At 58.5% G+C, this 24134-nt stretch carries 21 protein-coding genes; 13 read left to right on the top strand and 8 right to left on the bottom strand.

The features are described 5' to 3' along the window. The first annotated feature begins 3 nt into the window (after window positions 1-3). The 4 genes from minC (at window position 4) to FE795_RS03570 (ending at window position 3603) form a co-directional block, all read left to right on the top strand. The gene (minC, locus tag FE795_RS03585) at window positions 4-774 is read left to right on the top strand and encodes a septum site-determining protein MinC (protein WP_003803584.1); all 771 of its coding nucleotides are present in this window, start codon (window positions 4-6) and stop codon (window positions 772-774) included. Between the two features lie 326 nt (window positions 775-1100). Beyond that, window positions 1101-1916: a septum site-determining protein MinD gene (minD, locus tag FE795_RS03580; protein WP_003803585.1), complete on the top strand. Its 816-nt coding sequence runs from the start codon at window positions 1101-1103 to the stop codon at window positions 1914-1916. A gap of 1 nt (window position 1917) precedes the next feature. Beyond that, on the top strand, window positions 1918-2196 hold the full coding sequence (gene minE / locus FE795_RS03575; RefSeq protein ID WP_003803586.1) for a cell division topological specificity factor MinE: 279 nt from the start codon (window positions 1918-1920) through the stop codon (window positions 2194-2196). 258 nt (window positions 2197-2454) lie between these two features. Beyond that, window positions 2455-3603 carry an aromatic ring-hydroxylating oxygenase subunit alpha gene (locus tag FE795_RS03570; RefSeq protein WP_003803587.1) on the top strand — a complete coding sequence of 383 codons (1149 nt, stop codon included), beginning with the start codon at window positions 2455-2457 and terminating at the stop codon, window positions 3601-3603. Window positions 3604-3719: 116 nt separating this feature from the next. Here FE795_RS03570 and FE795_RS03565 read toward each other — a convergent pair whose 3' ends face one another. The 3 genes from FE795_RS03565 to ettA form a co-directional block, all read right to left on the bottom strand. Further along, the gene (locus FE795_RS03565) at window positions 3720-3947 is read right to left on the bottom strand and encodes a glycine zipper 2TM domain-containing protein (RefSeq protein WP_003803588.1); all 228 of its coding nucleotides are present in this window, start codon (window positions 3945-3947) and stop codon (window positions 3720-3722) included. Between the two features lie 113 nt (window positions 3948-4060). Continuing rightward, a complete protein-coding gene (locus tag FE795_RS03560; RefSeq protein WP_003803589.1) occupies window positions 4061-4609 on the bottom strand; it encodes an isochorismatase family protein in 549 nt (182 codons plus the stop codon). A gap of 10 nt (window positions 4610-4619) precedes the next feature. Then, window positions 4620-6293 carry an energy-dependent translational throttle protein EttA gene (ettA, locus tag FE795_RS03555; RefSeq protein WP_003803590.1) on the bottom strand — a complete coding sequence of 558 codons (1674 nt, stop codon included), beginning with the start codon at window positions 6291-6293 and terminating at the stop codon, window positions 4620-4622. Between the two features lie 162 nt (window positions 6294-6455). On the opposite strand from ettA, the gene FE795_RS03550 reads away from it, so the two are divergent. Continuing rightward, the gene (locus FE795_RS03550; protein ID WP_219235696.1) at window positions 6456-6950 is read left to right on the top strand and encodes a hypothetical protein; all 495 of its coding nucleotides are present in this window, start codon (window positions 6456-6458) and stop codon (window positions 6948-6950) included. Window positions 6951-6956: 6 nt separating this feature from the next. Here the strand turns inward: FE795_RS03550 and FE795_RS03545 are convergent, their stop codons facing one another. Together FE795_RS03545 and FE795_RS17355 are read right to left on the bottom strand one after the other, a co-directional pair. Beyond that, window positions 6957-7880 carry a glycosyltransferase family 2 protein gene (locus FE795_RS03545; RefSeq protein ID WP_003803593.1) on the bottom strand — a complete coding sequence of 308 codons (924 nt, stop codon included), beginning with the start codon at window positions 7878-7880 and terminating at the stop codon, window positions 6957-6959. A gap of 258 nt (window positions 7881-8138) precedes the next feature. Beyond that, entirely contained in the window at window positions 8139-8267 is a 129-nt protein-coding gene (locus tag FE795_RS17355) for a hypothetical protein (protein ID WP_003803595.1), read from the bottom strand. A 225-nt stretch (window positions 8268-8492) separates the two neighbouring features. Between FE795_RS17355 and uvrA the strand changes: the two genes are divergently transcribed. Genes uvrA through FE795_RS03530 form a run of 3 tightly spaced genes read left to right on the top strand, consistent with a single transcriptional unit; the run spans window position 8493 to window position 15944 of the window. Then, complete coding sequence (gene uvrA, locus FE795_RS03540) at window positions 8493-14198, top strand: excinuclease ABC subunit UvrA (protein WP_003803596.1); 5706 nt, start codon at window positions 8493-8495, stop codon at window positions 14196-14198. After that, complete coding sequence (gene pabB / locus FE795_RS03535) at window positions 14171-15283, top strand: aminodeoxychorismate synthase component I (RefSeq protein WP_003803597.1); 1113 nt, start codon at window positions 14171-14173, stop codon at window positions 15281-15283. Before uvrA ends, pabB begins: the two co-directional genes overlap by 28 nt. A gap of 10 nt (window positions 15284-15293) precedes the next feature. Next, window positions 15294-15944, top strand: a complete 651-nt coding sequence (locus FE795_RS03530; protein WP_003803598.1) for an aminotransferase class IV — start codon at window positions 15294-15296, stop codon at window positions 15942-15944. Here the strand turns inward: FE795_RS03530 and FE795_RS03525 are convergent. Further along, window positions 15921-16721 carry a tRNA threonylcarbamoyladenosine dehydratase gene (locus tag FE795_RS03525; protein ID WP_003803599.1) on the bottom strand — a complete coding sequence of 267 codons (801 nt, stop codon included), beginning with the start codon at window positions 16719-16721 and terminating at the stop codon, window positions 15921-15923. The two genes, FE795_RS03530 and FE795_RS03525, sit on opposite strands and share 24 nt — an antisense overlap. A gap of 376 nt (window positions 16722-17097) precedes the next feature. On the opposite strand from FE795_RS03525, the gene FE795_RS03520 reads away from it, so the two are divergent. The 5 genes from FE795_RS03520 to purU all read left to right on the top strand — a co-directional run bounded on the left by FE795_RS03520 (window position 17098) and on the right by purU (window position 21046). After that, the gene (locus FE795_RS03520; RefSeq protein ID WP_003803600.1) at window positions 17098-17769 is read left to right on the top strand and encodes a gamma-glutamylcyclotransferase; all 672 of its coding nucleotides are present in this window, start codon (window positions 17098-17100) and stop codon (window positions 17767-17769) included. Window positions 17770-17778: 9 nt separating this feature from the next. Beyond that, window positions 17779-18411, top strand: a complete 633-nt coding sequence (gene pdxH, locus FE795_RS03515) for a pyridoxamine 5'-phosphate oxidase (protein ID WP_003803601.1) — start codon at window positions 17779-17781, stop codon at window positions 18409-18411. A gap of 39 nt (window positions 18412-18450) precedes the next feature. Beyond that, window positions 18451-18963 carry a flavin reductase family protein gene (locus tag FE795_RS03510; protein WP_003803602.1) on the top strand — a complete coding sequence of 171 codons (513 nt, stop codon included), beginning with the start codon at window positions 18451-18453 and terminating at the stop codon, window positions 18961-18963. A gap of 87 nt (window positions 18964-19050) precedes the next feature. Then, a complete protein-coding gene (locus FE795_RS03505) occupies window positions 19051-20166 on the top strand; it encodes an NAD(P)/FAD-dependent oxidoreductase (RefSeq protein WP_003803603.1) in 1116 nt (371 codons plus the stop codon). A gap of 25 nt (window positions 20167-20191) precedes the next feature. Further along, a complete protein-coding gene (gene purU, locus FE795_RS03500) occupies window positions 20192-21046 on the top strand; it encodes a formyltetrahydrofolate deformylase (RefSeq protein ID WP_201024875.1) in 855 nt (284 codons plus the stop codon). Window positions 21047-21352: 306 nt separating this feature from the next. On the opposite strand, the gene ggt is transcribed toward purU, so the two are convergent. Next, complete coding sequence (ggt, locus tag FE795_RS03495; RefSeq protein WP_219235694.1) at window positions 21353-23098, bottom strand: gamma-glutamyltransferase; 1746 nt, start codon at window positions 23096-23098, stop codon at window positions 21353-21355. After that, window positions 23095-23976, bottom strand: coding sequence for a LysR substrate-binding domain-containing protein (locus FE795_RS03490; protein WP_219235691.1), 882 nt, complete (start codon window positions 23974-23976; stop codon window positions 23095-23097). The genes ggt and FE795_RS03490 overlap by 4 nt, the downstream gene beginning before the upstream one ends. Between the last annotated feature and the right edge of the window lie 158 nt (window positions 23977-24134).

The following is a 24134-nucleotide window of genomic DNA, read 5'->3' as shown; positions in this document are numbered from 1 at the left end:
GACGTGAACGATCAGACGTATGCCAAAGGGCCTCAGGCCCTGGATTTCAAAAGTGCCACCTTGTATGCCGTACGGGTGGTGTTGCGTTCGGCCGACACGGCCGAGCAGCTAGCCGCCTTGGCGCAACGCATGAAAGATGCCGGCTCCTTTTTCGAGGACGAACCGGTGGTGATTGATGCCAGCGGCATCGATGCGCCTGTGGACTGGTCAGCCCTGATCGAGGCGCTGCGCCAGCACAAGCTGCACCCGGTAGGCGTCATTGCGCATGCCGATCACGCAGACAACGCCATCGACAGCGGTCTGCCCCAGGTGGAACTGTCCAATCCTCCGGCGCGCCCACAAACACAGGCGGCCCCGGACAAGGAAGTTCCGGTGCTCTCGCAAACAACGACGCAGGAAGCTCCTGCAGCGGCCGCCCCGCCACCGCCGGCTATTGCCCCGGCAGCCCTGACCATCCACCGCCAGTTACGTTCCGGTCAACGGATTTACGCCCGTCACACAGACCTGATCGTCATTGGTGCGGTTAGCCAGGGGGCCGAAGTCGTGGCCGATGGCAATATTCATGTGTATGGTCCACTGCGTGGTAAAGCCATGGCAGGCGCCCGGGGTGACAGCAAGGCACGCATCTTCACGACCGAACTGGACCCGGAGCTGATTGCGATTGCCGGTGTGTACCGCATCATCGAGACCCGGCTGGACGCGCAACTGCGCAACAAGCCGGTCATGGTGACACTGGAAGAAGACACGCTCAGGTTTGATCCCCTGAGCTCCTAGCAGTAACAGGCGCCGGCTTTTGCCGGCGCTTTTTATAAAGAGCAATACACACGCAGCGCTGCCTGGTGGAATTGTTCCCACCCGCCCCTACCCGGTCAGGTTGTGACCGTACCGGGCAAGCTGCTTTTTGCCTGGCTGAGCTGAACCCCGACAAATAGATACGGGCAGGCAAGCAAGCGTGAAAACAAACGTGTAAGCTGACACCGAACAAAGCAATTGATATGTTTTGTTTCTAAGCAGTAGGCTAAGCGGCACAACGGATGTCAACATCAGGCCCGTTATGCTTTACGATTATGTGACTTGAAAAACAAAGGAATCCGATTGTCATGGCGCGTATAGTTGTAGTGACCTCCGGCAAGGGCGGCGTGGGTAAAACCACCACCAGTGCCAGTTTTGCATCTGGTCTTGCGATGCGCGGTCACAAGACCGTGGTCATCGACTTTGACGTCGGCTTGCGCAACCTGGATCTGATCATGGGTTGCGAACGACGCGTGGTGTACGACTTCGTCAATGTGATCCAGGGCGAAGCCACATTGAACCAGGCCTTGATCCGTGACAAGCAGCTGGAAAATCTGTTCATCCTGCCCGCTTCCCAGACACGCGACAAAGATGCACTGACCCGCGAAGGCGTGGAAAAGGTGCTCGAAGAGCTCAAGGGCATGGGTTTTGAATACATTGTCTGCGACTCGCCTGCCGGTATCGAAACCGGCGCACTGATGGCCTCCTATTTTGCGGACGATGCCCTGGTAGTGACCAACCCGGAAGTATCCTCGGTGCGCGACTCGGATCGCATTCTGGGGATTTTGGCGGCCAAATCGCGACGTGGTGAGCAAGGCAAAGAACCGATCAAAGAATACTTGCTGTTGACCCGCTACAGCCCCAAACGTGTCTCGGATGGTGAAATGCTGTCCCTGCAAGACGTCGAAGATATCTTGCGTATCAAACTGATTGGCGTGACCCCGGAATCGGAAACCGTACTGCAAGCGTCCAACCAAGGAGTACCTGTTATCCATATCAAGGAAAGTGATGTGTCCCAAGCCTATCAGGACATCGTAGATCGTTACCTGGGTGAAGAGAAACCGTTGCGTTTTGTGGATTACGAAAAGCCAGGTCTGTTCAAGCGCCTGTTCGGAGGAAAGTAATATGTCTTTCCTGTCCTTCCTGCTCGGTCACAAGAAAACGTCGGCAACGGTCGCCAAAGACCGTCTGCAACTAATCCTCATCAACGAACGCGGTCAAGGTGGGGTTGCACCTGACTACTTGCCCCGCTTGCAAAAAGAGCTGGTGGAAGTCATTTCACGTTACGTGAAGATTAATCCCGATGACATCAAGGTGAACCTTGATCGCCAGGACTCGCTGGAAGTGCTGGAAGTCAAAATCGAAATGCCGCAGATCGATGCCAGTGCCATGGAAAACAAATAAAGCGCACCCGGCACACACCATCTTGCTGCTTGAAATGGCCATCCCCTGGGATGGCCATTTTCTTGGCTGTCTGCTTCGCACGGCAACGCGCGTAAAACCCGCCAAACGCCGTCCATCTTGCGGCTAGGTGGCTAATAGATAAGGTACAATTTCGCCTTGGTAATCGGCCAGTTCCGATTTTTCTTCGCGCCAGAGATGGTGGTTAAGGCCATCAAACGCCCATCCAGGCCTGGCTTATTGACCTATGCGGAGGGAATCATGACCGATCTCGGTCAGATGAAACGTCTTGTGCCCGCTCACCCCCAGCTTCCTGTTAGCGCCTATTTCGACCACGCTTTGTTTGAACGTGAACAAGAGCGCATTTTTCAACAGTCCGCCTTGTATGTCGGCCATGAAAAGCTCGTTCCCGAACCCGGCGACTGGCGCACCCTGATTCAGGAAAATGCTGCCCGTACCCTGATACGCAGCCAACACGGCGTAGAACTGCTCTCGAACGTCTGCAGGCATCGCCAGGCCCTGATGCTGGGTGGCATGCCCGGCCAGCCCAATCAGGCCAGCCACGGCTCCCTGAGCAGTACAGGCGGCCATATTGTCTGCCCCCTGCACAACTGGACCTACAGTGCCCAGGGTGATTTACTGGCCGCGCCCCGATTCAAGGACAAACCTTGTCTGAACCTGGAACGCTATCCTTTACGCGACTGCCACGGCCTCTTGTTTGAAGGGTCACGGGATCCGGCCCGGGATATGGCGGCCTTGTTCAGCCGGCCAGAATTCGACTTTCAGGACTACGTGCTCGATCATGTCGAAATTCACCAGTGCAACTACAACTGGAAGACCTTTATCGAGGTCTATCTGGAGGACTATCACGTCGCCCCGTTCCATCCCGGCCTGGGCCAGTTCGTCACCTGTGACGATCTGGAATGGGAGTTCAGTGACTGGTACAGCTTGCAGCGTGTGGGCATACACCAGGCCCTGGCCCATCCCGGTTCGCCCACCTACCGCCAATGGCACGACAGTCTGCTGGCCTACCGCCAAGGCGAAGCGCCAGATTTCGGTGCTGTCTGGGTCACTTATTTCCCCACCCACATGATCGAGATCTATCCCCATGTACTGGTACTGTCCACCCTGTACCCAAAGGGCCCACAGGAGACCTTGAACGTGGTGGAGTTTTACTATCCCGAAGAGATCGTGGCTTTTGAACGGGACTTTGTGCATGCACAGCGCGCGGCGTACATGGAAACAGCCGTGGAAGATGACGAGATTGCGGAGCGCATGGATGCCGGACGTCGCGCCCTGATGGAACGAGGAGTCTGCGAAGTGGGCCCCTACCAGTCTCCGCTCGAGGACGGGATGAAACATTTTCACCAGTGGTATAGATCCATGATGGATGAGGACGGCTACCGATAAAGCCTCGAGCTTTTGCTGCGTACCCCATAAAAAAAGCCTCAAGGTCGGGATGGATTCCCAGTACCTTGAGGCTTTTGACGCTGGCGAGCGTTTCAGCTCGTCCGGCAAATTTGAGTTTAGCGGTTCTTGCCGATCTGATCGCCGATGACGCCGCCAATCGCAGCCCCACCCACGGTGCCCAGCACACCACCATTTGTAATGACCGCACCGGCCACACCGCCCAGACCCGCGCCCGTTACGGCGCCTTTTTGACGTTTGCTCATCCCATCCCAGGAAGAGCAGCCCGCCATCACGACGGCCAGAACCGTGGCCAAACCCACTTTAGTGATAGTCGTCATATTCATCCGTTAACCTCCGTGAAGTATCCGTGCTCGACACGGCATTAAAGTCTATCTTCACCCTGCGGAGCAAATTAGTCCAGATCCTATTGTTAGGCAACGCAACAGATGTAATTTCGCTAGGAATCCATTTTTTTGATCAGGGCCAGAACTGATTTGAAAGCCGGGTTGGCCGGTGTTTCCAGCCATTCAAACAGGGCCATTTCGGCGCTAACGCGCTCCAATCCATGCATCGCCCAGCGATCCCAGGCTGCCTGCCGGGACTCGGGATGACGCGAGCCCACACAATCGCCGACCAACACGGGTTCATACCCGCGCTCACTCAAACCCAGGCCAGTTTGTAACACACACACGTGAGACTCTGTACCCAGTAACAACACTCGTGGGCGGCCTACCGGCAAGGCAGGCAGGAAATCGGCCTCACGCGTGGCATCAAAGTGCGTTTTATGCAGCACTTTATCAATATGCGGTAGCAGGGAGGCGTCGGTCGGGCCGATTTTCTCAGCCCAATGCTCGGTTGCCAGAACCGGCACCCCTAAAAGGCGAGCCGCCTGTGCCACCTTCCCGGCACGTTCGACCAAGGCTTGGTGGTCTGCAATGGCGGGCAACAGACCCGTTTGCATATCAACAATCAAGACGACGGACTGATGGGCATTGAGCACAGGCATGGCACCTTCCTTATTTCAGGGATTTGTAGCGGATACGACGGGGCTTGGCAGCGTCCTCGCCCAGGCGTTTTTTCTTGTCTGCCTCGTATTCCTGATAGTTGCCGTCAAAGAATACAACCTGCGAATCGCCCTCGAACGCCAGGATATGGGTAGCGATGCGGTCCAGGAACCAGCGATCGTGGCTGATCACCATGACCGAGCCGGCAAACTCCAGCAGAGCATCCTCCAGCGCACGCAAGGTCTCCACATCCAAGTCATTGGAGGGTTCGTCCAGCAGCAACACGTTGCCACCCGCAATCAGCGTCTTGGCCAGGTGCAAACGACCACGCTCCCCGCCCGACAGATTGCCCACAATTTTGTTCTGATCCGCACCCTTGAAGTTAAAGCGCCCCAGATACGCACGCGATGGCATTTCAAAGCGACCCACGGTCAGCAGATCTGCCCCGTCAGCAATCGCATCGAAAACAGTTTTGTCATTTTCCAGCGCATCACGCGACTGGTCGACATACGCCAGCTTGACCGTCTGACCCAGCTTGACCGTACCCGAATCCGGCTGCTCTTTACCAGCCAGCATGCGGAACAAGGTGGATTTACCGGCACCGTTAGGGCCAATAATCCCGACGATGGCACCGGCTGGCACCTTGAAGCTCAGGTTGTCAATCAGCAGACGATCTCCATAGCCCTTGCTGACGTTTTCAAATTCAATCACTTCATTACCCAGACGCTCGGCCACCGGAATAAAGATTTCCTGGGTTTCGTTGCGCTTCTGGTATTCGTGCGAGGACAGTTCCTCGAAGCGGGCCAGACGCGCCTTGGCTTTGGCCTGACGCCCCTTGGGGTTCTGACGTACCCACTCCAGCTCTTTCTTGATGGTGCGCTGACGAGCACTTTCCGAAGCCTCTTCCTGCTTCAGACGATCGTCCTTCTGCTCCAGCCAGGAGCTGTAGTTGCCCTTCCAGGGGATGCCGTGACCACGGTCCAGCTCCAGAATCCACTCGGCGGCGTTATCCAGGAAGTAACGATCGTGGGTTACCGCCACAACGGTGCCGGGGAACTGGCGCAGGAACACTTCCAGCCAGTCCACGCTTTCCGCGTCCAGGTGGTTGGTTGGCTCGTCCAGCAGCAACATGTCGGGCTTGGACAGCAGCAACTGACACAGGGCCACGCGACGCTTTTCACCACCGGACAGGTTTGCAATGGAGGCATCCCAAGGTGGCAGACGCAGCGCATCGGCCGCAATTTCCATCTGGGTTTCGATATCGTCCGCACCGCTGGTCGCGGCGGCCGCAATAATGGATTCCAGCTCGGCCTGCTCGGCGGCCAGAGCGTCAAAGTCCGCATCGGGCTCGGCGTATTCGGCGTAGACCTGTTCCAGACGCTGGCGTGCCTCGAAAACCTGGCCCAGACCGGCCTGCACAGCCTCACGAACCGTGTGCTCTGGATTCAGCTGAGGTTCTTGTGGCAGATAACCGATTTTGATCCCTGCCATGGGGACGGCTTCGCCCTCGATCTCGGTATCTACGCCGGCCATGATCTTGAGCAAGGTGGATTTACCCGAGCCGTTCAGGCCCAGCACACCAATCTTGGCACCTGGAAAGAAAGACAAGGAGATATTGCGCAGAATCTGCCGCTTGGGCGGCACAATCTTGCCCACGCGGTTCATCGAATAAACGTATTGAGCCATATAAACCTAAAAAGGAAAAACAGGTCGTGTTCGGAAAACTGGGATTGTAGGCGTTTGGCGCCCAAAAGGCAGGCTTCTGTCGGACCCAGAACCAAACACCGGGCCTGAGTGCAGGCTTGTCTCGGGTAATATACTCACTTTTGCTGACAATCCAAAAACGCCATGCCCACATCTGACGCCCCCGAACTTGTATTTACCACGGAAGAGATCGAAACCCTGGGTCGCACGGCCGATGCGCTAAGCGCCTATCTGGGCCGGGCTGTGCTGGCCGAGATCGTGGGCGCAGAAGAAACCGGTTTTGAATGGGTCATCTTTGCCATGCCGCTGGACAAAGACGAAGACGAAAACGAATTCACGGTCGTGCAAATAGGCGGCGAACAGGCCCGTATCGTGGGCAACCGCGGTGGGCTGGACCCACAAGACAAAGCCGTCTACGCCTGCCGCTATCTGTGGGCCATTCAGTTGAGCGATGCTGAGCCGGTGCGCTTTATCAAAGTGGACGAAGAGGGCGAAGAAGTGGCCTGGACCGAAACACTGGAAGAGCTCTTGCCCTTTGCGCTGGGCGAGGAAGCCTTTGCCCCCGAAGACGACACCGATGACGAGGACGACGATGATGACAGCACCGAGCCGGGCGTGCATGGTCACACCCTGCACTAATTGCGCTCAGGTCCGTCGCTTGTCACGCAGATAGAGCGCGGCCCCCACCGGCCACATCAGGGCCACCAGCAGATAGGACGCCAGCCCTTCAAGCCCATAGCCTGCTGGTGGCGTACGACCACTGGCCCGCAGGTGTAGCCCAAAGCGGGTGTAACGCGCAGCGGCCATCAAAAACGCCTTGGGTTCGTAGCGAAACCAGGGCAAGCATTTCACCACCGTATCCTGCGCCAGCAGCCACAAACCCAGTGCGTGCTGCTGGCTGGTCTTGCCTTGTACCGACAAAGAGTCGGGACTGTCGTGATAGACGCGGAACACGGTATTCACAAAGCGATTTTTGTAGCCCGCACGGGCAATCGCCCGCCACACCAGACTTTCAGGCACAAAGCCATCAATTTGATCGGGAAAGGGAAACCTGCGCAGCACGGCGGTACTCAAGCAGCCGAACTTCTCGCCCCGCACGTGGTAGCGAAAGCTTATATCCAAGGCGCTGGCATCGAATACATCTTTGGGAAACATATCGCCCACGACCTTACCGTCAGGACGCACGCACAGGCCGGTAATGCCGGCATAACCTGCCCGCTCCTGCAGGGGAATGTCAGCCCAGATCTGAGCCATATCGTAGAGCGCATTGACCAGCAAGGTGTCATCGCTGTCCAGCGCCACGACCAGCTCGCCTTGTGCCAGGGCCACCCCGTGATTGAAAGCGGCTTTCTTGTGACGGTTTTCCTGCCAGGCATAGCGAATCGGAAAAGGGGCCTGCTGCTGCCAGCCTTGCACCAGCTCCCGGGTGCCGTCAGTGGAGCCGTCATCAACCACCACCCACTCAAAATCCTGGCAAGTTTGTTCACATAAGGAACGATATACCCGCTCCAGCGTATGGGCGCGGTTATAACTCGGTGTCAGGACGGTGAATAAATGACGCCATTCCATGAGCGGATGTCCCCAAAAGATGCCATTACCTGTATTGATTAGGGTTGCAGGCAAGGTTTTATTTTTGCATCACAATGACACCATCATAAGCCAAGCGGGACACGGTGCCGTGCAGTATTCACACCGCCCTGCCCTGGCCGGAAGCAAAACCGGTCACGCACAAAAAAACCACAGGCACGCCTGTGGTTTTTTTGCTGCTGGCGGTGAATGCAGGAAGGAAAACCAGGTTTTCGTCTGCACACTGCCTACGTCAGGCACTTAGACGCGCTTGACTTTTTCCAGCATTTTGAAAACGCCCTTGGGTGCGCGCACAAACAGACGTTTGAATGCTTTACCCAGGCAACGACGCTCCAGCGTGTTGCGGCGAGTGCGTTTGATTTCCGCCATGGTGATCTCCGATCTTAATGTAAGCCCTGCCGGATGATCCCGACAAAAGCGCAATAGCTAACCAGAAATTCTACCGTAATCCGCGTTAAGATACAAAGGCTAGAGTGTGCATCCCCGGCAACACCCTGCTGACATGTACCGCTCCAACTGGCGCATGAGGCCTGTTTGCCAGGCCTTTCCCCTGCCGCTTCCTTACCCTGCCATCTCCAGAAAGCCGACCCTGCCATGAGCTCAGAAATCCGCATTTTTGGCGCCCGCCAGAACACTCTGAAAAATCTGAATGTACGTATAAAAACGGGCGAGTTACTGGTTATTACGGGCGTATCGGGGTCGGGCAAAAGTTCTTTGGCTTTCGACACCCTGTATGCCGAGGGCCAACGGCGCTACGTGGAAACATTTTCCCCCTATGCGCGCCAGTTTCTGGATCGCATGGACAAGCCCCAGGTCGATCGCATCGAGGGCATTTTGCCCGCCATTGCCATCGATCAGGTGAACCCGGTGCGCAATTCACGCAGCACGGTGGGCACCATGACGGAGCTGAACGATTACATCAAGCTCTTGTATGCCCGCCTGGGCGAGCTGTATTGCCGCCAGTGTGCTCAGCCGGTACGCCGCGACAATGCCGACAGCATCGCCAAGCAAATTCGCAAACTGGCAGCCGACCATGACGACCCTCGTCTGGTTTTGACCTTTGCGGTCAAGGTTCCCGCCAACTTCACGCAAGAAGAAATCGAAACCTTGCTGCATCAGCAGGGTTACACCCGCCTGCATCACGAGGAAACCCATACGGTCACCGCCAGCGGTGATGGCCCCAAGAAAGGCAAGAGTGCCAGAGCCACATCGACTGAACAGAAGCTTCTGTATGTCATTCAGGACCGCTTCCGTGCCAGCACAGTCGAACCTGAGCGTTTCATGGAAGCGATCGAGGCCGCCTTGCGCCATGGTCAGGGCAAACTGACTGTTTATGCCTCCGCCAGCGCAGAGGGTCCCGAGACCGCCTGGCGTTTCAGCCAGGGCCTGCATTGTGCCCAATGCGATATTGAATACAGTACCCCGGTTGCCAGTACCTTCTCGTTCAATTCGCCCTTGGGCGCGTGTGACACCTGCCGCGGTTTTGGGCGGGTGATGGGTATTGATTACGGATTAGTGGTTCCCGACCCCAGCAAAAGCCTGCTGGAAGGCGCGATCCGCCCGTGGCAGACGGCCAGCTACAAAGAATGCCAAGTGGAAATGGAGCGCTATGCACCGGCTGCTGGCGTGCGCCTGTCCGTGCCCTGGAAGGACTTGAGCCAGGAAGAACGCGACTGGGTGATTAATGGCACCCCGGACTGGAAGGGTGGCAATCAAGCCTGGAAAACCCAGTGGTACGGCGCCCAACGTTTCTTTGACTGGCTGGAATCACGCGCCTACAAAATGCATGTGCGTGTGTTGCTGTCCAAATACCGCAGTTACACCACCTGTCCGGCCTGCGCCGGCTCTCGTCTGAAACCCGAAGCCAGCTTGTGGCGTGTGGGCGATCAGGCCGCCCCCGCCGATTCCCGCTACCCACGTTTCATGCCCGTGCATTCCAACTGGCTGCGCGAACAACTGGATGCCATGCCCGGCCTGAGCGTCCCGGACCTGATGCGCCTGCCTATCGAGCACGTGCGCACGTTTTTCGGTGGCCTGCACTTTGGCGACGCACGCGATGCGGCCATCGACCTGCTCTTGAAAGAAACCCTGTCCCGTCTGGATTATCTGTGCGATGTGGGCCTGTCCTATCTATCCCTGGACCGCCAAAGCCGCACCCTGTCTGGCGGTGAGGTACAGCGTATCAACCTGACCACGGCGCTGGGCACCTCGCTGGTGAACACCTTGTTCGTGCTGGACGAGCCGTCGATTGGTCTGCACCCGCGCGACATGCACCGCATTATTGAAGTGATGCACCGTCTGCGCGGCAATGGCAACACGCTGGTTGTGGTCGAGCACGACCCACAAGTGATGGTGGCTGCCGACCGTATTCTGGATATGGGCCCCGGCCCGGGCGAGCGCGGTGGCCAGATTCTGTTTGATGGTTCGCCCCAAGCCTTGCGCGGCGCGGAAACGCTGACAGGCCGCTACCTGAGTGGCGAGCTGAGCATCGAATCGCCCCGCCCCATGCCGGTGGCCGACAATACCCCGCGCCTGCTGCTGGAAGATGTCAGTGCGCACAATCTGCGCCATATCTCCGTGTCCATTCCGCTGGGCCGTCTGGTCTGCGTGACCGGCGTTTCCGGTTCAGGCAAATCCACACTGATCCAGGACGTGCTCTACCCGGCCATCCTGAAACAACAAGGCAAACCGACAGAAGCCCCTGGTTCTTACGGCGCCCTGCTGGGCGCCGAGCAGATTGCCGAAGTGGTGATGGTGGACCAGACACCTATCGGCAAGACGGCACGCTCCAACCCGGCCAGCTATGTGGGCGCTTTTGACCCGATCCGCAAGCTGTTCGCCCAGGCTCCACTGTCCAAAGAACGCAGCTACACGCCGGGTACCTTCAGCTTCAATAGTGGTGATGGCCGCTGCCCGACTTGCGGTGGCACCGGTTTTGAACATATCGAAATGCAGTTCCTGTCCGATGTGTACCTGCGCTGCCCGGATTGCGATGGCAAGCGCTTCCGCCCCGAAGTGCTGGAAGTGCGTATTGAACACTTCGGACGCAGTGCCTCGATTGACGAGGTACTGGACATGACCGTGCATCAGGCCATGGAATTCTTCGAAGGCCTGCGCGACGTGCAAACGGGCCTGGCTCCCTTGGCCGATGTCGGTCTGGACTACCTGAAACTGGGTCAGCCCGTGCCCACGCTCTCGGGCGGTGAAGCACAGCGTCTAAAGCTGGCCGCCTATCTGGCCCAGGCCTCACGCACCCGCCTGAGCCAGGTAAAGGTCGCCAAAAAGGGCAATCTGTTCCTGTTCGACGAACCCACAACCGGCCTGCACTTTGACGACATTGCCCGCCTGATGCGCGCCTTCCGCAAACTGCTGGCCGCCGGTCACAGTCTGTTGATCATCGAGCACAATCTGGACCTGATCCGCGCTGCCGACTGGATTATTGATCTGGGCCCTGAGGGGGGCGAACACGGCGGCCAGTTATTGGGAGCAGGAACACCGGCCGACATCATGGCGCTGGCCCAATCGCACACTGGCCAGGCCCTCAAAGAGTACGAACACGCTATTCTGGGCACAGGCGCTGCCCTGTTTCAGGAACCCGAGGTAGATTACAAGGCCCGCTCAGGCGGCAGCAACGATGGCCAGATCGCCATTCTGAATGCCCGTGAGCACAATCTGAAAAACATCTCGGTTCACATCCCGCACAACACCTTCACGGTGGTGACAGGGGTGTCCGGTTCCGGCAAATCCACCCTGGCCTTCGACATTTTGTTTAATGAAGGTCAGCGTCGTTATCTGGAATCCCTGAACGCTTACGCACGCGCCATTGTTCAGCCAGCTGGCCAGCCTGATGTCGATGCGATTTATGGCATTCCGCCTACGGTCGCCATTGAACAGCGCACCAGCCGCGGCGGACGCAAGTCCACGGTGGCCACCATGACGGAAATCCACCACTTTCTGCGCTTGCTGTATGTGAAACTGGCCACCCAATACTGCCCGGACTGCCAAGTCCCGGTCGCACCACAAACGGCCGAGCAGATCGCCGCCCAACTGTTGCGCGACCACAAGGGCGAGCATATTGGTTTACTGGCCCCGCTGGTGACCGCCCGCAAAGGCTATTACACCGACCTGGCCAAATGGGCTCAGGGCAAGGGCTATACTCATTTGCGCGTCGACGGCGAATTCATCCCCGTGACCCCCTGGCCACGCCTGGATCGCTACAGCGAGCACACGCTGGAACTGCCGGTGGCTGATCTGATTATTGATCCGCGCCACGAGCTACAACTGCGTCAGGCTATCCGCGATGCGCTAGAACTGGGCCACGGCTCCTTTAGCGTGCTGGCCCCTTTGACGCCTTCGGGCAGCCTGTCGCTGGACGAGCGCCGCCAGGGCAAGCCACTGTCCAACGCCCGTCAGCAGCACTTCTCCGTCAAACGGGCCTGCCCCTGCTGCGGTACCAGCTTTCCCGAGCCGGACCCCCGGATGTTCTCCTACAACTCCAAGCACGGCTGGTGCAAGGACTGTTTCGGTACCGGCCTGAAACTGACCGGCTTCGATCAGGATCAAACCGGCGAGGAAAACAGCTGGAACAACGGTTATGAAGGCGAGGCTGTGGAATGCCCGAGCTGCCACGGTCAGCGTCTGAACCCCGTTTCCTTGGCGTTCAAATGGCGCGACCAGTCTATTGCCAAGCTGGCCGGCCTGCCTGTGGATGAGGCACAAACCTTTTTCGGCAACCTGAACCTGAGTGGTCGTGAAGCGGACATTGCCCGCGATATCCTGAACGAGATCCGCAGCCGTCTGGACTTCATGCATGAAGTGGGCCTGGGTTATCTGGCACTGGATCGTGCCGCCCCCACCTTGTCGGGTGGCGAGGCCCAACGTATCCGTCTGGCCGCCCAGTTGGGCTCGAACCTGCAAGGCGTGTGCTATGTGCTGGACGAACCCACCATTGGTCTGCACCCGCGCGACAACCAGATTCTGCTGAACGCCATGGCGCGTCTGGAAGGCAATGGGAATACTTTGGTGGTTGTCGAGCACGATGAGGACACCATACGCCGTGCCCAGCACATTATTGATATGGGCCCCGGTGCCGGTAAACGTGGCGGTGAAGTCATCGCCCAGGGTACGCTGGCAGAAATCGAGGCCAACCCCAATTCGCTGACTGGCCGCTATTTGCGCGAGCCGCTTAAACACCCCATGCAGGCGCGCCGTCCCGTTCAGGCCGATGCGCCCATGCTGACGGTGCACGATGCCAGCCTGCATAACCTGAACAAGGTCCAGGCCGGTATTCCGCTGGGCAAGCTCAGTCTGGTCACCGGTGTCTCGGGTTCCGGTAAATCCACCTTTGCCCGCGATGTGCTGCTGGATAATTTGCAGCGCGTTGTCGGCAGCAAAGAAAAGCCTGTGTGGCAGGGTTGCTCCAGCATCAGCGGCTGGGAAAGCCTGGACCGCGTGCTGGAAGTGGACCAGACCCCGATTGGCAAAACACCCCGCTCCTGCCCGGCCACATACATCGGCTTCTGGGATGAAGTACGCAAACTGTTTGCCAATACCAACGATGCCCGCCTGCGCGGCTGGAGCGCTTCACGCTTCTCCTTTAACACCGGCGATGGTCGCTGCCCCTTGTGCGAAGGCCAGGGCATGCGCACCTTGGAAATGAGCTTCCTGCCGGACGTGAAGGTGCCTTGTGACGCCTGTCACGGCCAGCGCTTCAATCCGGAAACACTGGCGGTGACCTGGCGCGACGTTTCCGCCGGCCAGCTGTTGCAAATGGATGTGGACGAGGCGGTTGAATACTTTGCTGCCCATCCTAAAATATTGCGCCCCCTGCAACTGATGCAAAGCGTGGGGCTGGGCTATCTGACTCTGGGTCAGCCCTCCCCCACTCTGTCGGGCGGCGAGGCGCAGCGCGTCAAGCTGGTCAGCGAACTGGTCAAGGCCCGCCTGGACGAAGGCATCACGCGTACAGGACGCGCCTACAAGGCCCCGCACACGCTGTATGTACTGGACGAGCCCAGCGTGGGCCTGTCCATGGCCGATGTGGAAAAGCTGATTGTGGTCTTGCACCGTCTGGTCGATGCAGGCCATACGGTGCTGGTGATTGAACATAATCTGGATTTGATTGCCGAAGCCGATTGGATCGTGGATCTGGGACCCGAGGGGGGTTCAGGCGGCGGCAGACTGGTGGTGCAAGGCACCCCCGATCAGGTCCAGGCCAACCGTGCCTCGCATACCGGCATGGCTCTGGCTCAATTTTTAAAGGAACACGGCGCATGTATGGCCGATTTGAAGACAGACTAAAAGGCTATGCGCTGGAAATGCAGGGCTATGTGGGCCATATCCAGGCCCGTAGCCCTGAAGAGCTAGGTCGTGCTTTTGAACAAATAGAACATGCCCGGCAAGCGGGACACTGGGTGGCTCTGGCCCTGGATTATGAGCTGGCCGAACTGTTCGAGCCGCGTCTGCCCGCCCGTGAACAAACCCAACATGCGCCGCTCAATGCCCTGGTATTCCAAGGCGCCCAGGAAGTCGATTTGTGGGACAGCCAGGTCGTGCCTGAACTGAGCGTCCAGTTGCAGCTCAGCCAGCAGAACTATCGGGATGCGCTCGCCCAGGTCCAGCAAGGCCTGCAAGCCGGGGATTTCTACCAGATCAACTACACCATGCCCCTGCGTATCCAGTCGGAGATGGTCCCACGCGATCTGTATACAGCTCTGGCCACTCGTCACCCTGTCGCCTATGCCGCCTACCTGGAGATCGGGGATCGCCATATTTTGTCGCTCTCGCCCGAACTGTTTCTGGAAAAACGAGGCAATATCGTGCGTACCCGGCCCATGAAAGGCACGCGCCCCCGCGATACGGACCCGGTTCAAGACCAGCAAAACGCCCAGGAGCTGCAGCACAGCATTAAGGACCGGGCTGAAAACCTGATGATTGTCGATCTGCTGCGCAACGATCTGGGACAAGTCGCCCGCACCGGCAGCGTACAAACCACCAGCTTGTTCGATGTTGAGCAATACGCCTCGGTCTGGACCATGACCTCCAGCATTCAGGCTGAAGTAGACCCGGACTGCCGCCTGGAAACCTTGCTGCGAGCCCTGTTCCCTTGCGGCTCTATTACGGGCGCCCCCAAGCTGGCCGCCATGCAATGCATACGCAAGCTGGAACCACAGCGCCGTGGCATTTACTGTGGGTCAGTGGGCTACCTCAGCCCCGCAGGCGACCTGTCCCTGAATGTCAGCATCCGCAGCCTGGAGCTGGACATGCACGGCCAGGGCGTCTTTGGGGTGGGCGGAGGGATCGTACTGGACTCAGACCCGGACCAGGAGTGGCTGGAGTGCCTGTGGAAAGCACGGGTCCTGCAAGCCCCTGTAACACTGACTTAAAGGCAGCATCATGAGCCAAAGCAAACCTGAGCTGATAGAAACATTGCGAGTAGACGCTGACGGCCAGATTCCCTTGCTGGAACTGCACCTGGAACGTGTCGCGCGAAGTTGTGCAGAGCTGGGCTACGACTGGGATGCGCAAACCTGGCTGCAAGCCATGCACCAGGCTCTGGGCCAGGCCCCCGCCCATACTCCCTTGCGCTTGCGCATACTCTGGAGTGCGCAGGCCAGCGCCCATGCCCAGGCCCAACCCCTGCCTGCACTGGAGGGGCCCTTGCAGTTGTGCCTGTCCCCCACCCCACTACCCGCACTGGACCCGCTGCTCTCGCACAAGACCACGCATCGGCCCTGGTATCAGGAAGCGAGTGCCCTGCTGGAACAAAACCCCCAGCTTTTTGATGTCATTTTTCTGGACACGCAAAATCGGGTATGCGAGGGCAGCCGCAGCAACATCTATATTCAGGATGAGCAGGGCCTATGGTGGACCCCTCCAGCCCACGGCTGGCTCTTGCCCGGTGTACAACGGCAGGCCCTGCTTAACAGCGGTCTGGCACGTGAAACCGAGATTTCCCTGGACGCCTTGCTCAATGCCCGTGCGATCCGGGTCTCGAACGCCCTGCGCGGCTGGCAGGATGCCTTACTGGTTCAAGATCCGGCTTAAGGCGTAATCGGCCGCAAGCATGCCCATGCTGGCCGTGATGGTCACCCCGGAGCCATAGCCCGCACAGGCCAACCCTTGCAACGCCCCATCCTCAGCCTGAGTCCAGTTTTGCGGCAGGCGGGTTTCCTGCTCGAACCACAGGCAATCCACTCCCATGCGAGGCACGCGCTTCAAGGCCCGTCCCTGTGCATCACTGCCTCGGGCAAAGCCATGCTGTTTGCGCAGAATCTGACGCAGCTTGCCAAGTAGGGCGTCATGGCGCGCCACCGATAAATCTCCCCGGCGCAAGCTCAAGGGATCGGTCTTGCCCCCGGCACCGCCACAACTGAGCAAGGGCACCTTGAGACGACGGGCCTGCAAGATCAGCGCGATCTTGGCACTGGCTTGGTCCGTACAATCAAGAAACACGTCAGGACGCTGCTCCATCAGGCTGGCCGCATTGTCCTCGGTCACGAAATCTTCAATCAACTGCACAACACAGTGCGGGTTGATCTGCCTGATGCGCTGGGCCATGGCGTCAATCTTGGCCATCCCCAAGGTGCTGTCCAATGCAGGCAACTGGCGGTTGATATTGGACTCGGCAATATTGTCCAGGTCGATCAGGGTAATCCGGCCCACCGCAGAACGGGCCAACGCCTCCACGGCCCATGTTCCCACGCCGCCGATGCCGGCCACCATCACATGGGCGGCAGCCAGACGCTCGCGCGCGCCGGCTCCATACAAACGATCCAAACCGCCGAAACGGCGTTCGGCATCCATGTTGTGCTGCTCTGTCATGCCCTCTGTCCATCACTGGCCGTTGCGACCAAACCCGTGCAGAACGCCAGCCTGCAGGCCAGCATGTCTCCACCACAAGGCAGGGGCGCCTGCGGCGCCCCATATCCCTCTTGCCTTGCTCGACCAGGCCATCAACAGCAAGGTCTGCACCAAGGCTAATGGATAATTCTACGTCTAATTTCGCCTGCACAGCCCGTGAAACAGGCCTTATGCCCTGGCGGCTTGACGGGTCCCTGCCAAATAGCAACACTCATATAAGCAAATTAGTATTTTTCCTTAGTTATCAGCGAGAAAGCCCGCTACAGTGGACTGTGCTTGTTCTACAATCGTCATAGGTTTCAAGCATCTGTGATTTTGGCTTTCCCCCTTTTTTGCCGTGAACATCGATTCTATTTCCGCCTCGCCTTCCGCCGTACCCACACCGTGCAGCTTCCGTGTCCTGACCGACGAAGAGCGCAACGCCTCTTTGCGTCAATCCCTGGAAGAGGTGCAGTGGTGTGAAAAGCAGGACCTATGGGTCTATGGCTACGGTTCCCTGATCTGGCGTCCCGATTTTGAGTTCGCCGAACAACGCCAGGCCCTGCTGCGCGGCTATCACCGGGCGCTGTGCCTGTGGTCACGGATCAACCGCGGCACTCCTGAACAACCCGGTTTGGTGTTTGGCCTGGATGTGGGCGGATCGTGCCGGGGCATGGCGTTTCGTATTCCTGCTGAAAGCGTGCCCAAGGTATTCGATGCCCTGTGGCTGCGCGAGATGCCCAGCGGGGCATACATTCCCCGCTGGTTGCGCTGCCGCACCAGCCAGGGCGATATTCGTGCACTGGTCTTTACCATGAATCGCAAGACCGATGCCTACGTTCCCCGCATGCCCGACGAGCAACTGCGACAAGTGGTGTATTCGGCCCAGGGCACCAATGGCCCTTGCATTGAATACGTCATGGAAACCGCCTCGGCGCTGCAACGCTCTAAAATTCTGGATAAACGCCTGCAATCGGTGGTTCAATTGCTACAGAGTCACACTGCACTGCTTAATCCTCAACAAGCCTAAGAGCGCCCCATGTCCCTTGCCGATCTGCGTAACGAGTACGAACGCTTTTCCCTGAGCGAAGATGAACTATGTGCCGATCCTCGCCAGCAATTCCAACGCTGGCTGGATCAGGCCATTGAACTGAAGGAAGTTGAACCCAATGCGATGACCCTGGCCACCGTAGGTGCCGACGGCCGCCCATCGGCGCGTGTGGTCCTGCTTAAAGCTTACGACGAACAAGGGCTGGTGTTTTTCACGAACTACACGTCTCGCAAAGGTACGGAGCTGGACCACAACCCATGGGCCAGCCTGTCCTTTTTCTGGCCCTCCATGCAGCGTCAAGTGCGCTTTGAAGGCCGTATCAGTCGTATCAGCGCGGCCGAATCGGACGAGTATTACCACAGCCGCCCTCTGGGCTCGCGCATTGGCGCCTGGGCCTCGCCACAAAGCCAGCCCATCAGTCGTGCCGAGCTGGATGCACGTGCCAAGCAGTACACTGAAAGCTTAGGTGAACATCCCGCCCGCCCTGAACACTGGGGTGGCTTCCGACTGACTCCAGACCACGTCGAATTCTGGCAGGGCCGCGCCTCGCGCCTGCACGACAGGCTGGTGTTCGACCGCAAGGACCCATCTGATTGGCAGGTGAGCCGACTGGCTCCGTAATGTACCCTTTGGGGGTGCCCTCCCGTCAGACTCGATGCAATGACTGTTTTTTCTTCTACTTTCGATAGTGATTTCTTTCGTTCGGCACTCGGCCGTTTCGCCACAGGCGTGACGGTCGTGACCGGCGCCAACAAAGACGTTCCAGGCCAGGCCGTTGGCCTGACCGTCAGTTCTTTCAACTCCGTCTCTCTGAACCCGCCTCTGGTCTTGTGGTCATTGGCCAAACGTTCTCAATCCCTGCCGCATTTTGTGCAGGGTGACGGTTACGTGATTCACGTTTTGGGGGCCAGTCAGCTAGCGCTGGCCAAGCGATTTGCCTGGGGAGAGCACGCTGAGCGCTTTCGGGATCACCCGCTCAAACGCTCACCGCGAGGTTTGCCCATGCTGGACGACGATCGTTGCAGCGCTTGGTTCGAATGCAAGCCCTATGCCGTCCATGAGGCCGGCGACCACCTGATCTTTATCGGTGAAGTTACCCACTGCGAGCGCAGCGCTCACCAGCCCCTGATCTACCATGCGGGCGACTTTGATCTGACCCCGTCCCTGGCGTGATGGGCTGTTGCAAAACGCGCCTGCCCGCCGCTTCAGGGCGGGAGTACACTACGCCTTTTGCTCTACTACGCCAATAAGGTATTAATCATGCCAAACGATGTCGACTGCATAGTGCTGGGAGCGGGTGTCGTGGGTTTGGCCTGCGCCCGGCAAATGGCCCGGCAAGGCATGGAGGTTTTGCTGATCGAGCAAACCGCCAGTATCGGCAACGGCGTCAGTTCGCGTAATTCGGAAGTCATACACGCGGGCATTTACTACACCCCGGGCAGCCTGAAGGCCCGGCTGTGTGTCGAAGGCAAAGACATGCTGTATGACTATTGCCGGGATCACCATATCGATCACCAACGCTGTGGCAAGCTGATTGTGGCGGGCAGCGCTGAACAGGAAGCCGACTTGCGCAAACTGCAGGCCCAGGCAAGCGCCTGTGGCGTAAACGACTTGCAGTGGCTGGATGCCGCCCAGGCCAAGGCGCTGGAGCCTGCCCTGAGCTGCAGCGCCGCCCTCTTATCGCCCTCGACCGGCATTGTAGACACCCATGCCCTCATGCTGTCACTGCAAGGCGATGCAGAGAACCACGGCGCACAATTGGTGTTCAATACCCCCTTTATCCGTGCGCAGGTCCTGCCCGGCCAAGGTTTTGAGGTTCACGTGGGCGGGGCTGAGCCCTTCAGCCTGACCACCACACACCTGATCAATGCGGCCGGACTAGGCGCGGTAATGGCAGCACGACATATCGAGGGGCTGGACCCCAGCCATATTCCCCAGGCCTATCTGTGCAAGGGCAGCTATTTTTCATTGGCGGGCCGCTCCCCCTTCAAGCACCTGATCTACCCCATGCCCAATAAAGCCGGACTGGGTGTGCATCTGACCCTGGATCTGGCTGGTCAGGCCCGCTTTGGCCCTGACACGGAGTGGGTGCAGGATGAAAACTACGACCTGGACCCGCAACGCGGTCAATCCTTTTATGCCGCCGTGCGCGAATACTGGCCCGCTTTGCCCGATAACAGCCTGAACCCCGCCTACAGCGGTATTCGGCCTAAAATTGTGCCTGCAGGCCACGCGGCCGCCGACTTCGTTTTTTCGGGACCTGCCACCCACGGCATCCCGGGTTTGCTGAATTTGTTCGGCATCGAATCACCCGGCCTGACCGCGTGTTTAGCGATTGCACAACACGGCCAGCACGTTCTGGCCCAGGCAGCTTAAAAACTTTTCTGAAATCTTTACAATACTGTCGATGAACGATTACATCTTGACCCTATCCTGCCCGGATCGCACCGGCATTGTCCACAGCGTATCGGGCTGGCTGCTTGAGCAAAACGGCAACATTCTTGAAGCACAGCAGTTTGGCGATGCCGCCACCAACCGCTTTTTCCTGCGCATCCAGTTTTCCCTGCCTGAAACACAGGACGTCAGCGCCCTGCAAGCCAGCTTTGCCCCCATTGCTGAAAGATTCAGCATGGACGCCAATATTTACGACGCCCAGCGCAAAGCCCGCCTGCTGATTCTGGTCAGCCGCCAGGGCCACTGCCTGAACGATCTGCTGTTTCGCGCCCACAGCGGCCAGTTGCCTGTGGAAATCGCGGCTGTGGCCTCCAACCACACGGACCACGCCGGTCTGGCTTCCTCGTACGGCATTCCTTTCCATCACCTGCCGGTGACACCGGAAACCCGCCCACAACAAGAGCAGCAGATCATCGATCTGGCTCGTGATCTGAAAATTGATCTGGTCGTACTGGCCCGCTATATGCAGATTCTGTCCACCAATCTGTGTCAGTCCCTGTCAGGCCGCGCGATCAATATTCACCACAGCTTCCTGCCCAGCTTCAAGGGCGCACGTCCTTATCACCAGGCCCATGCCCGTGGTGTGAAAATTATTGGCGCCACTGCCCACTACGTGACTGCAGATCTGGATGAAGGCCCGATCATTGAGCAGGACGTGGAACATGTAACCCACGCTGTCAGCCCAGCCGAACTGACCCAGATCGGTAGCGATGTGGAGTCTCTGGTTCTGGCCCGTGCCGTACGCGCCCATGTGGAGCACCGGATTTTGTTGAACGATCAGCGCACCGTCGTGTTCCGCTAAACCGCACGATCAAGCCTGCCAGAAACCTTATAAAAAGCCCTCAATGCGTGGATCTCTATCCACCGCATTGAGGGCTTTTTTAATGACCAGCTGATTGGCTTCAGAAGGCAAAGCCAGAACATTGCTCGCTTTCTGTCAATGAGTCCTGTGGACCGTTGCTAACGACAGACCGTTCGCTGTGCCAGTCTCTGTGCCAGAACACCACCGGCCTGTCGCCAAGACGGACGGCAGCCCCAAATGCATCATGAGCCATGCCTCGCCCGGCTCCTCGCAGATTGACCTCGGACCAAGCACCGCCACGCCGGTCTACTGCCCTAACGCCAATCCTTCCCGCCGAGGGTCTACCCCCGCTTCCAGCCCTTCCTGGGTCCAGCGTATGACATGCGTACCGCTGGGAAAAGGCTGCTCGCGTACCTCGTGCCCCATCGCCCTTAATGCCTGCGCCTGTTCCGTCACCGCGGTGCCGGCCTCCAGCTCTGTCGCCCAATTGCGGCTGCCATAGTGCGGCAGGCTGACGGCTTCTTGAGCATCCAAGTTCCACATCAGCATGCCCGTCAGGGCCTGGGCTACATAGGGAATAATGGCGCTGCCGCCGGGAGAACCCAGCGCGATCACAGGACGCCCATCCTGCATCACCATCATCGGAGCCATCGAACTGCGCGGGCGCTTGCCCGGTTCAACCCGATTAACAGACAAACGGCCCATCTCGTCTTTGGGGTTCAAGGCAAAGTCTGTCAGCTGATTATTCAGCAAGAAGCCACGAACCATGATCTTGCTGCCAAAGGCCGACTCCACCGAGGTGGTCATGGAAACCACCTGCCCCTTGGCGTCCGCCACCGACAGATGCGTGGTGGAGGGCAACTCGGGCGTGTTGTCAGTGGCGGCTTGTGCGTCAGCCAAAGGCTTGCCCGGCTGGGCATGACCCATGGATCGACCTGGCTGAATCAAGGCGGCACGGGATTTCAAATACGCCGGTGCCAGCAAAGCCTGCTGTGGCACAGACACAAATGCCGGATCAGCAACCCAGGCATCCCGATCTGCAAAGGCCAGACGCCCTGCTTCAGAGAAATAATGAATCGCTTCCACAGATTGCGGCTTCACGTCAGCAATAGGCGTGTGCTGCAAGATACCCAGCATCTGCATCACACTGATCGCCCCTGAACTGGGCGGTGCCATGCCACAGAGCGCCACCTGCTGCCAGTCCATACAGAGGGGCTCACGTCGCAGCGCCCGGTATTGCGTCAAATCGGACACCGTCAAGTCGCCCGCAATCGGGTCGGCGGCAACAGCAGCCACCATATCCTGGGCAAGTTCCCCTTGATAGAAAGCCTGGGCGCCCTGGCTGGCCAACAAGCGCAGCACCTGTGCATACTCCTTGTTCCGAAGACGGTGGCCAACCGGCCATGGTCTTCCCTGTCCGTCCAGAAAATAGGCACGCGCAGCCGCCTTGTCGGCCAGCTCGGGGTTGTCGGCAATCAAGGTGTGCAAGCGGGGGCTGACCTCAAAGCCATCTTCGGCCAGCTCAATGGCCGGTTCAAACAGGGAGGCCCAGGGCAGGACGCCACCGTCCTTGTGCATCAGCTCCAGGGCGCGCAACAAACCCGGCACCCCTACGGAACGTCCGCTATTGACTGCCTGCTTGAAAGACAGGGTTTGACCGTCCAGCTCAAAACGGTCCGGAGGGCTGGCGGCAGGCACGGTTTCGCGCCCGTCGTAACTCGTCAAACCCGACTCTGGCTGAAATAGCACAACAAAGCCACCTCCACCAATACCGGACGACTGGGGTTCCACCAACCCCAAGACCAGTTGAGCGGCAATAGCCGCATCCACCGCACTGCCTCCCTGATCCAGCATACGTAAACCAGCCCGGCTTGCCAAAGGATGCGCCGTCACCACCATGCTTTTCTGAGTGACTAGCCTGTCACGTTGCATGACATTGCTGGCGGCTTCCGGATTCGCATGCTGACTCGCGGTTTGACTGGCCTGCGCGGGCAAGGCCAGCGACAAAGCTACAAGCGCCGACAGCAGTGCCGGCTTCCAATACACGCTCATGGATTCTCCTTTTCCTGATCCAGCAACCATTGCTCCAGCAACAGCACCGCTTCACTGGGTTGATTGGCGGTCGGATAACTAAAAAAATATGCCTCGCTCACGGGCATGGCATGGGGGAATGGCATGAGCAATTCGCCCTGCTCCAGCGCGGTCTGGATCAGAAAGCGTGGCATCAGCGCCATCCCCATCCCAGCCTGCACGGCAGCCAGAAGCAGGCTGAACAGCTCGTAGCGCGGTCCCGAACTGACACGCAGATCAGGCTCCAGACCCGCAGACCGATACCAGTGTAACCAGCTACCCGGACGCGTCGACATATGCAGGTGGACCAACTTTTGCCAGCTCCCGTCGACTGCAAGATGAGGTGAGCAGACCGGCACGAGCTCGCCTTCATCAAACAGTTTGATGCCTTCGGTTTGCGGCCAGAGCTGCCGCCCATGATAGATAGCAGCATCAAAGGGGTGGTCCCCGAACTGAAACGGTGTGGTACGAACCGACAGGCTGACCGTGATATCGGGGTAGCACTGGGCGAAACGGGCCAGACGCGGCATCAGCCAGACGGTGGACAAGGTCGGCAGCACAGCCAGATGAATGTTGCGGCCTACACCGGCCCGCGCAATCAGACTGAATGTGTCTTTACCGATCTGCTCCAGATGATGGCGAATGCGCGCCGCATAATCGCGCCCTGCCGCCGTCAAGACCAAACGCCGCCGCACCCGCGTCAACAAGGTGACACCCAGACGCTGCTCCAGGCCGCTCACCTGCCGATACACAGCGCTATGCGTCAAGGACAGTTCTTCCGCGGCACGGGAAAAGGTTCCCAGGCGTGCAGTGGCCTCAAAGGCCTGTAAGGCACCCAAGCTGGGCACACCTTGTCTCATTTGCTCCCCCTCTTTTCCTGACTGGCTACCTATCCTGCGGCGACATCGTTACGCCAGCACACGACATTGTGCAATTTTATCAATTGCCTTGTGCGCTTTATGCACACTATGCTGAGACTTTACAGGAATATCGTCGGCCCCTTGCCTTCTGAGAGCAC

This window comes from Alcaligenes ammonioxydans (genome assembly GCF_019343455.1).
Classification (GTDB): Bacteria; Pseudomonadota; Gammaproteobacteria; order Burkholderiales; family Burkholderiaceae_B; genus Alcaligenes; species Alcaligenes ammonioxydans.
This window is presented reverse-complemented; position numbering and strand designations above follow the sequence as displayed.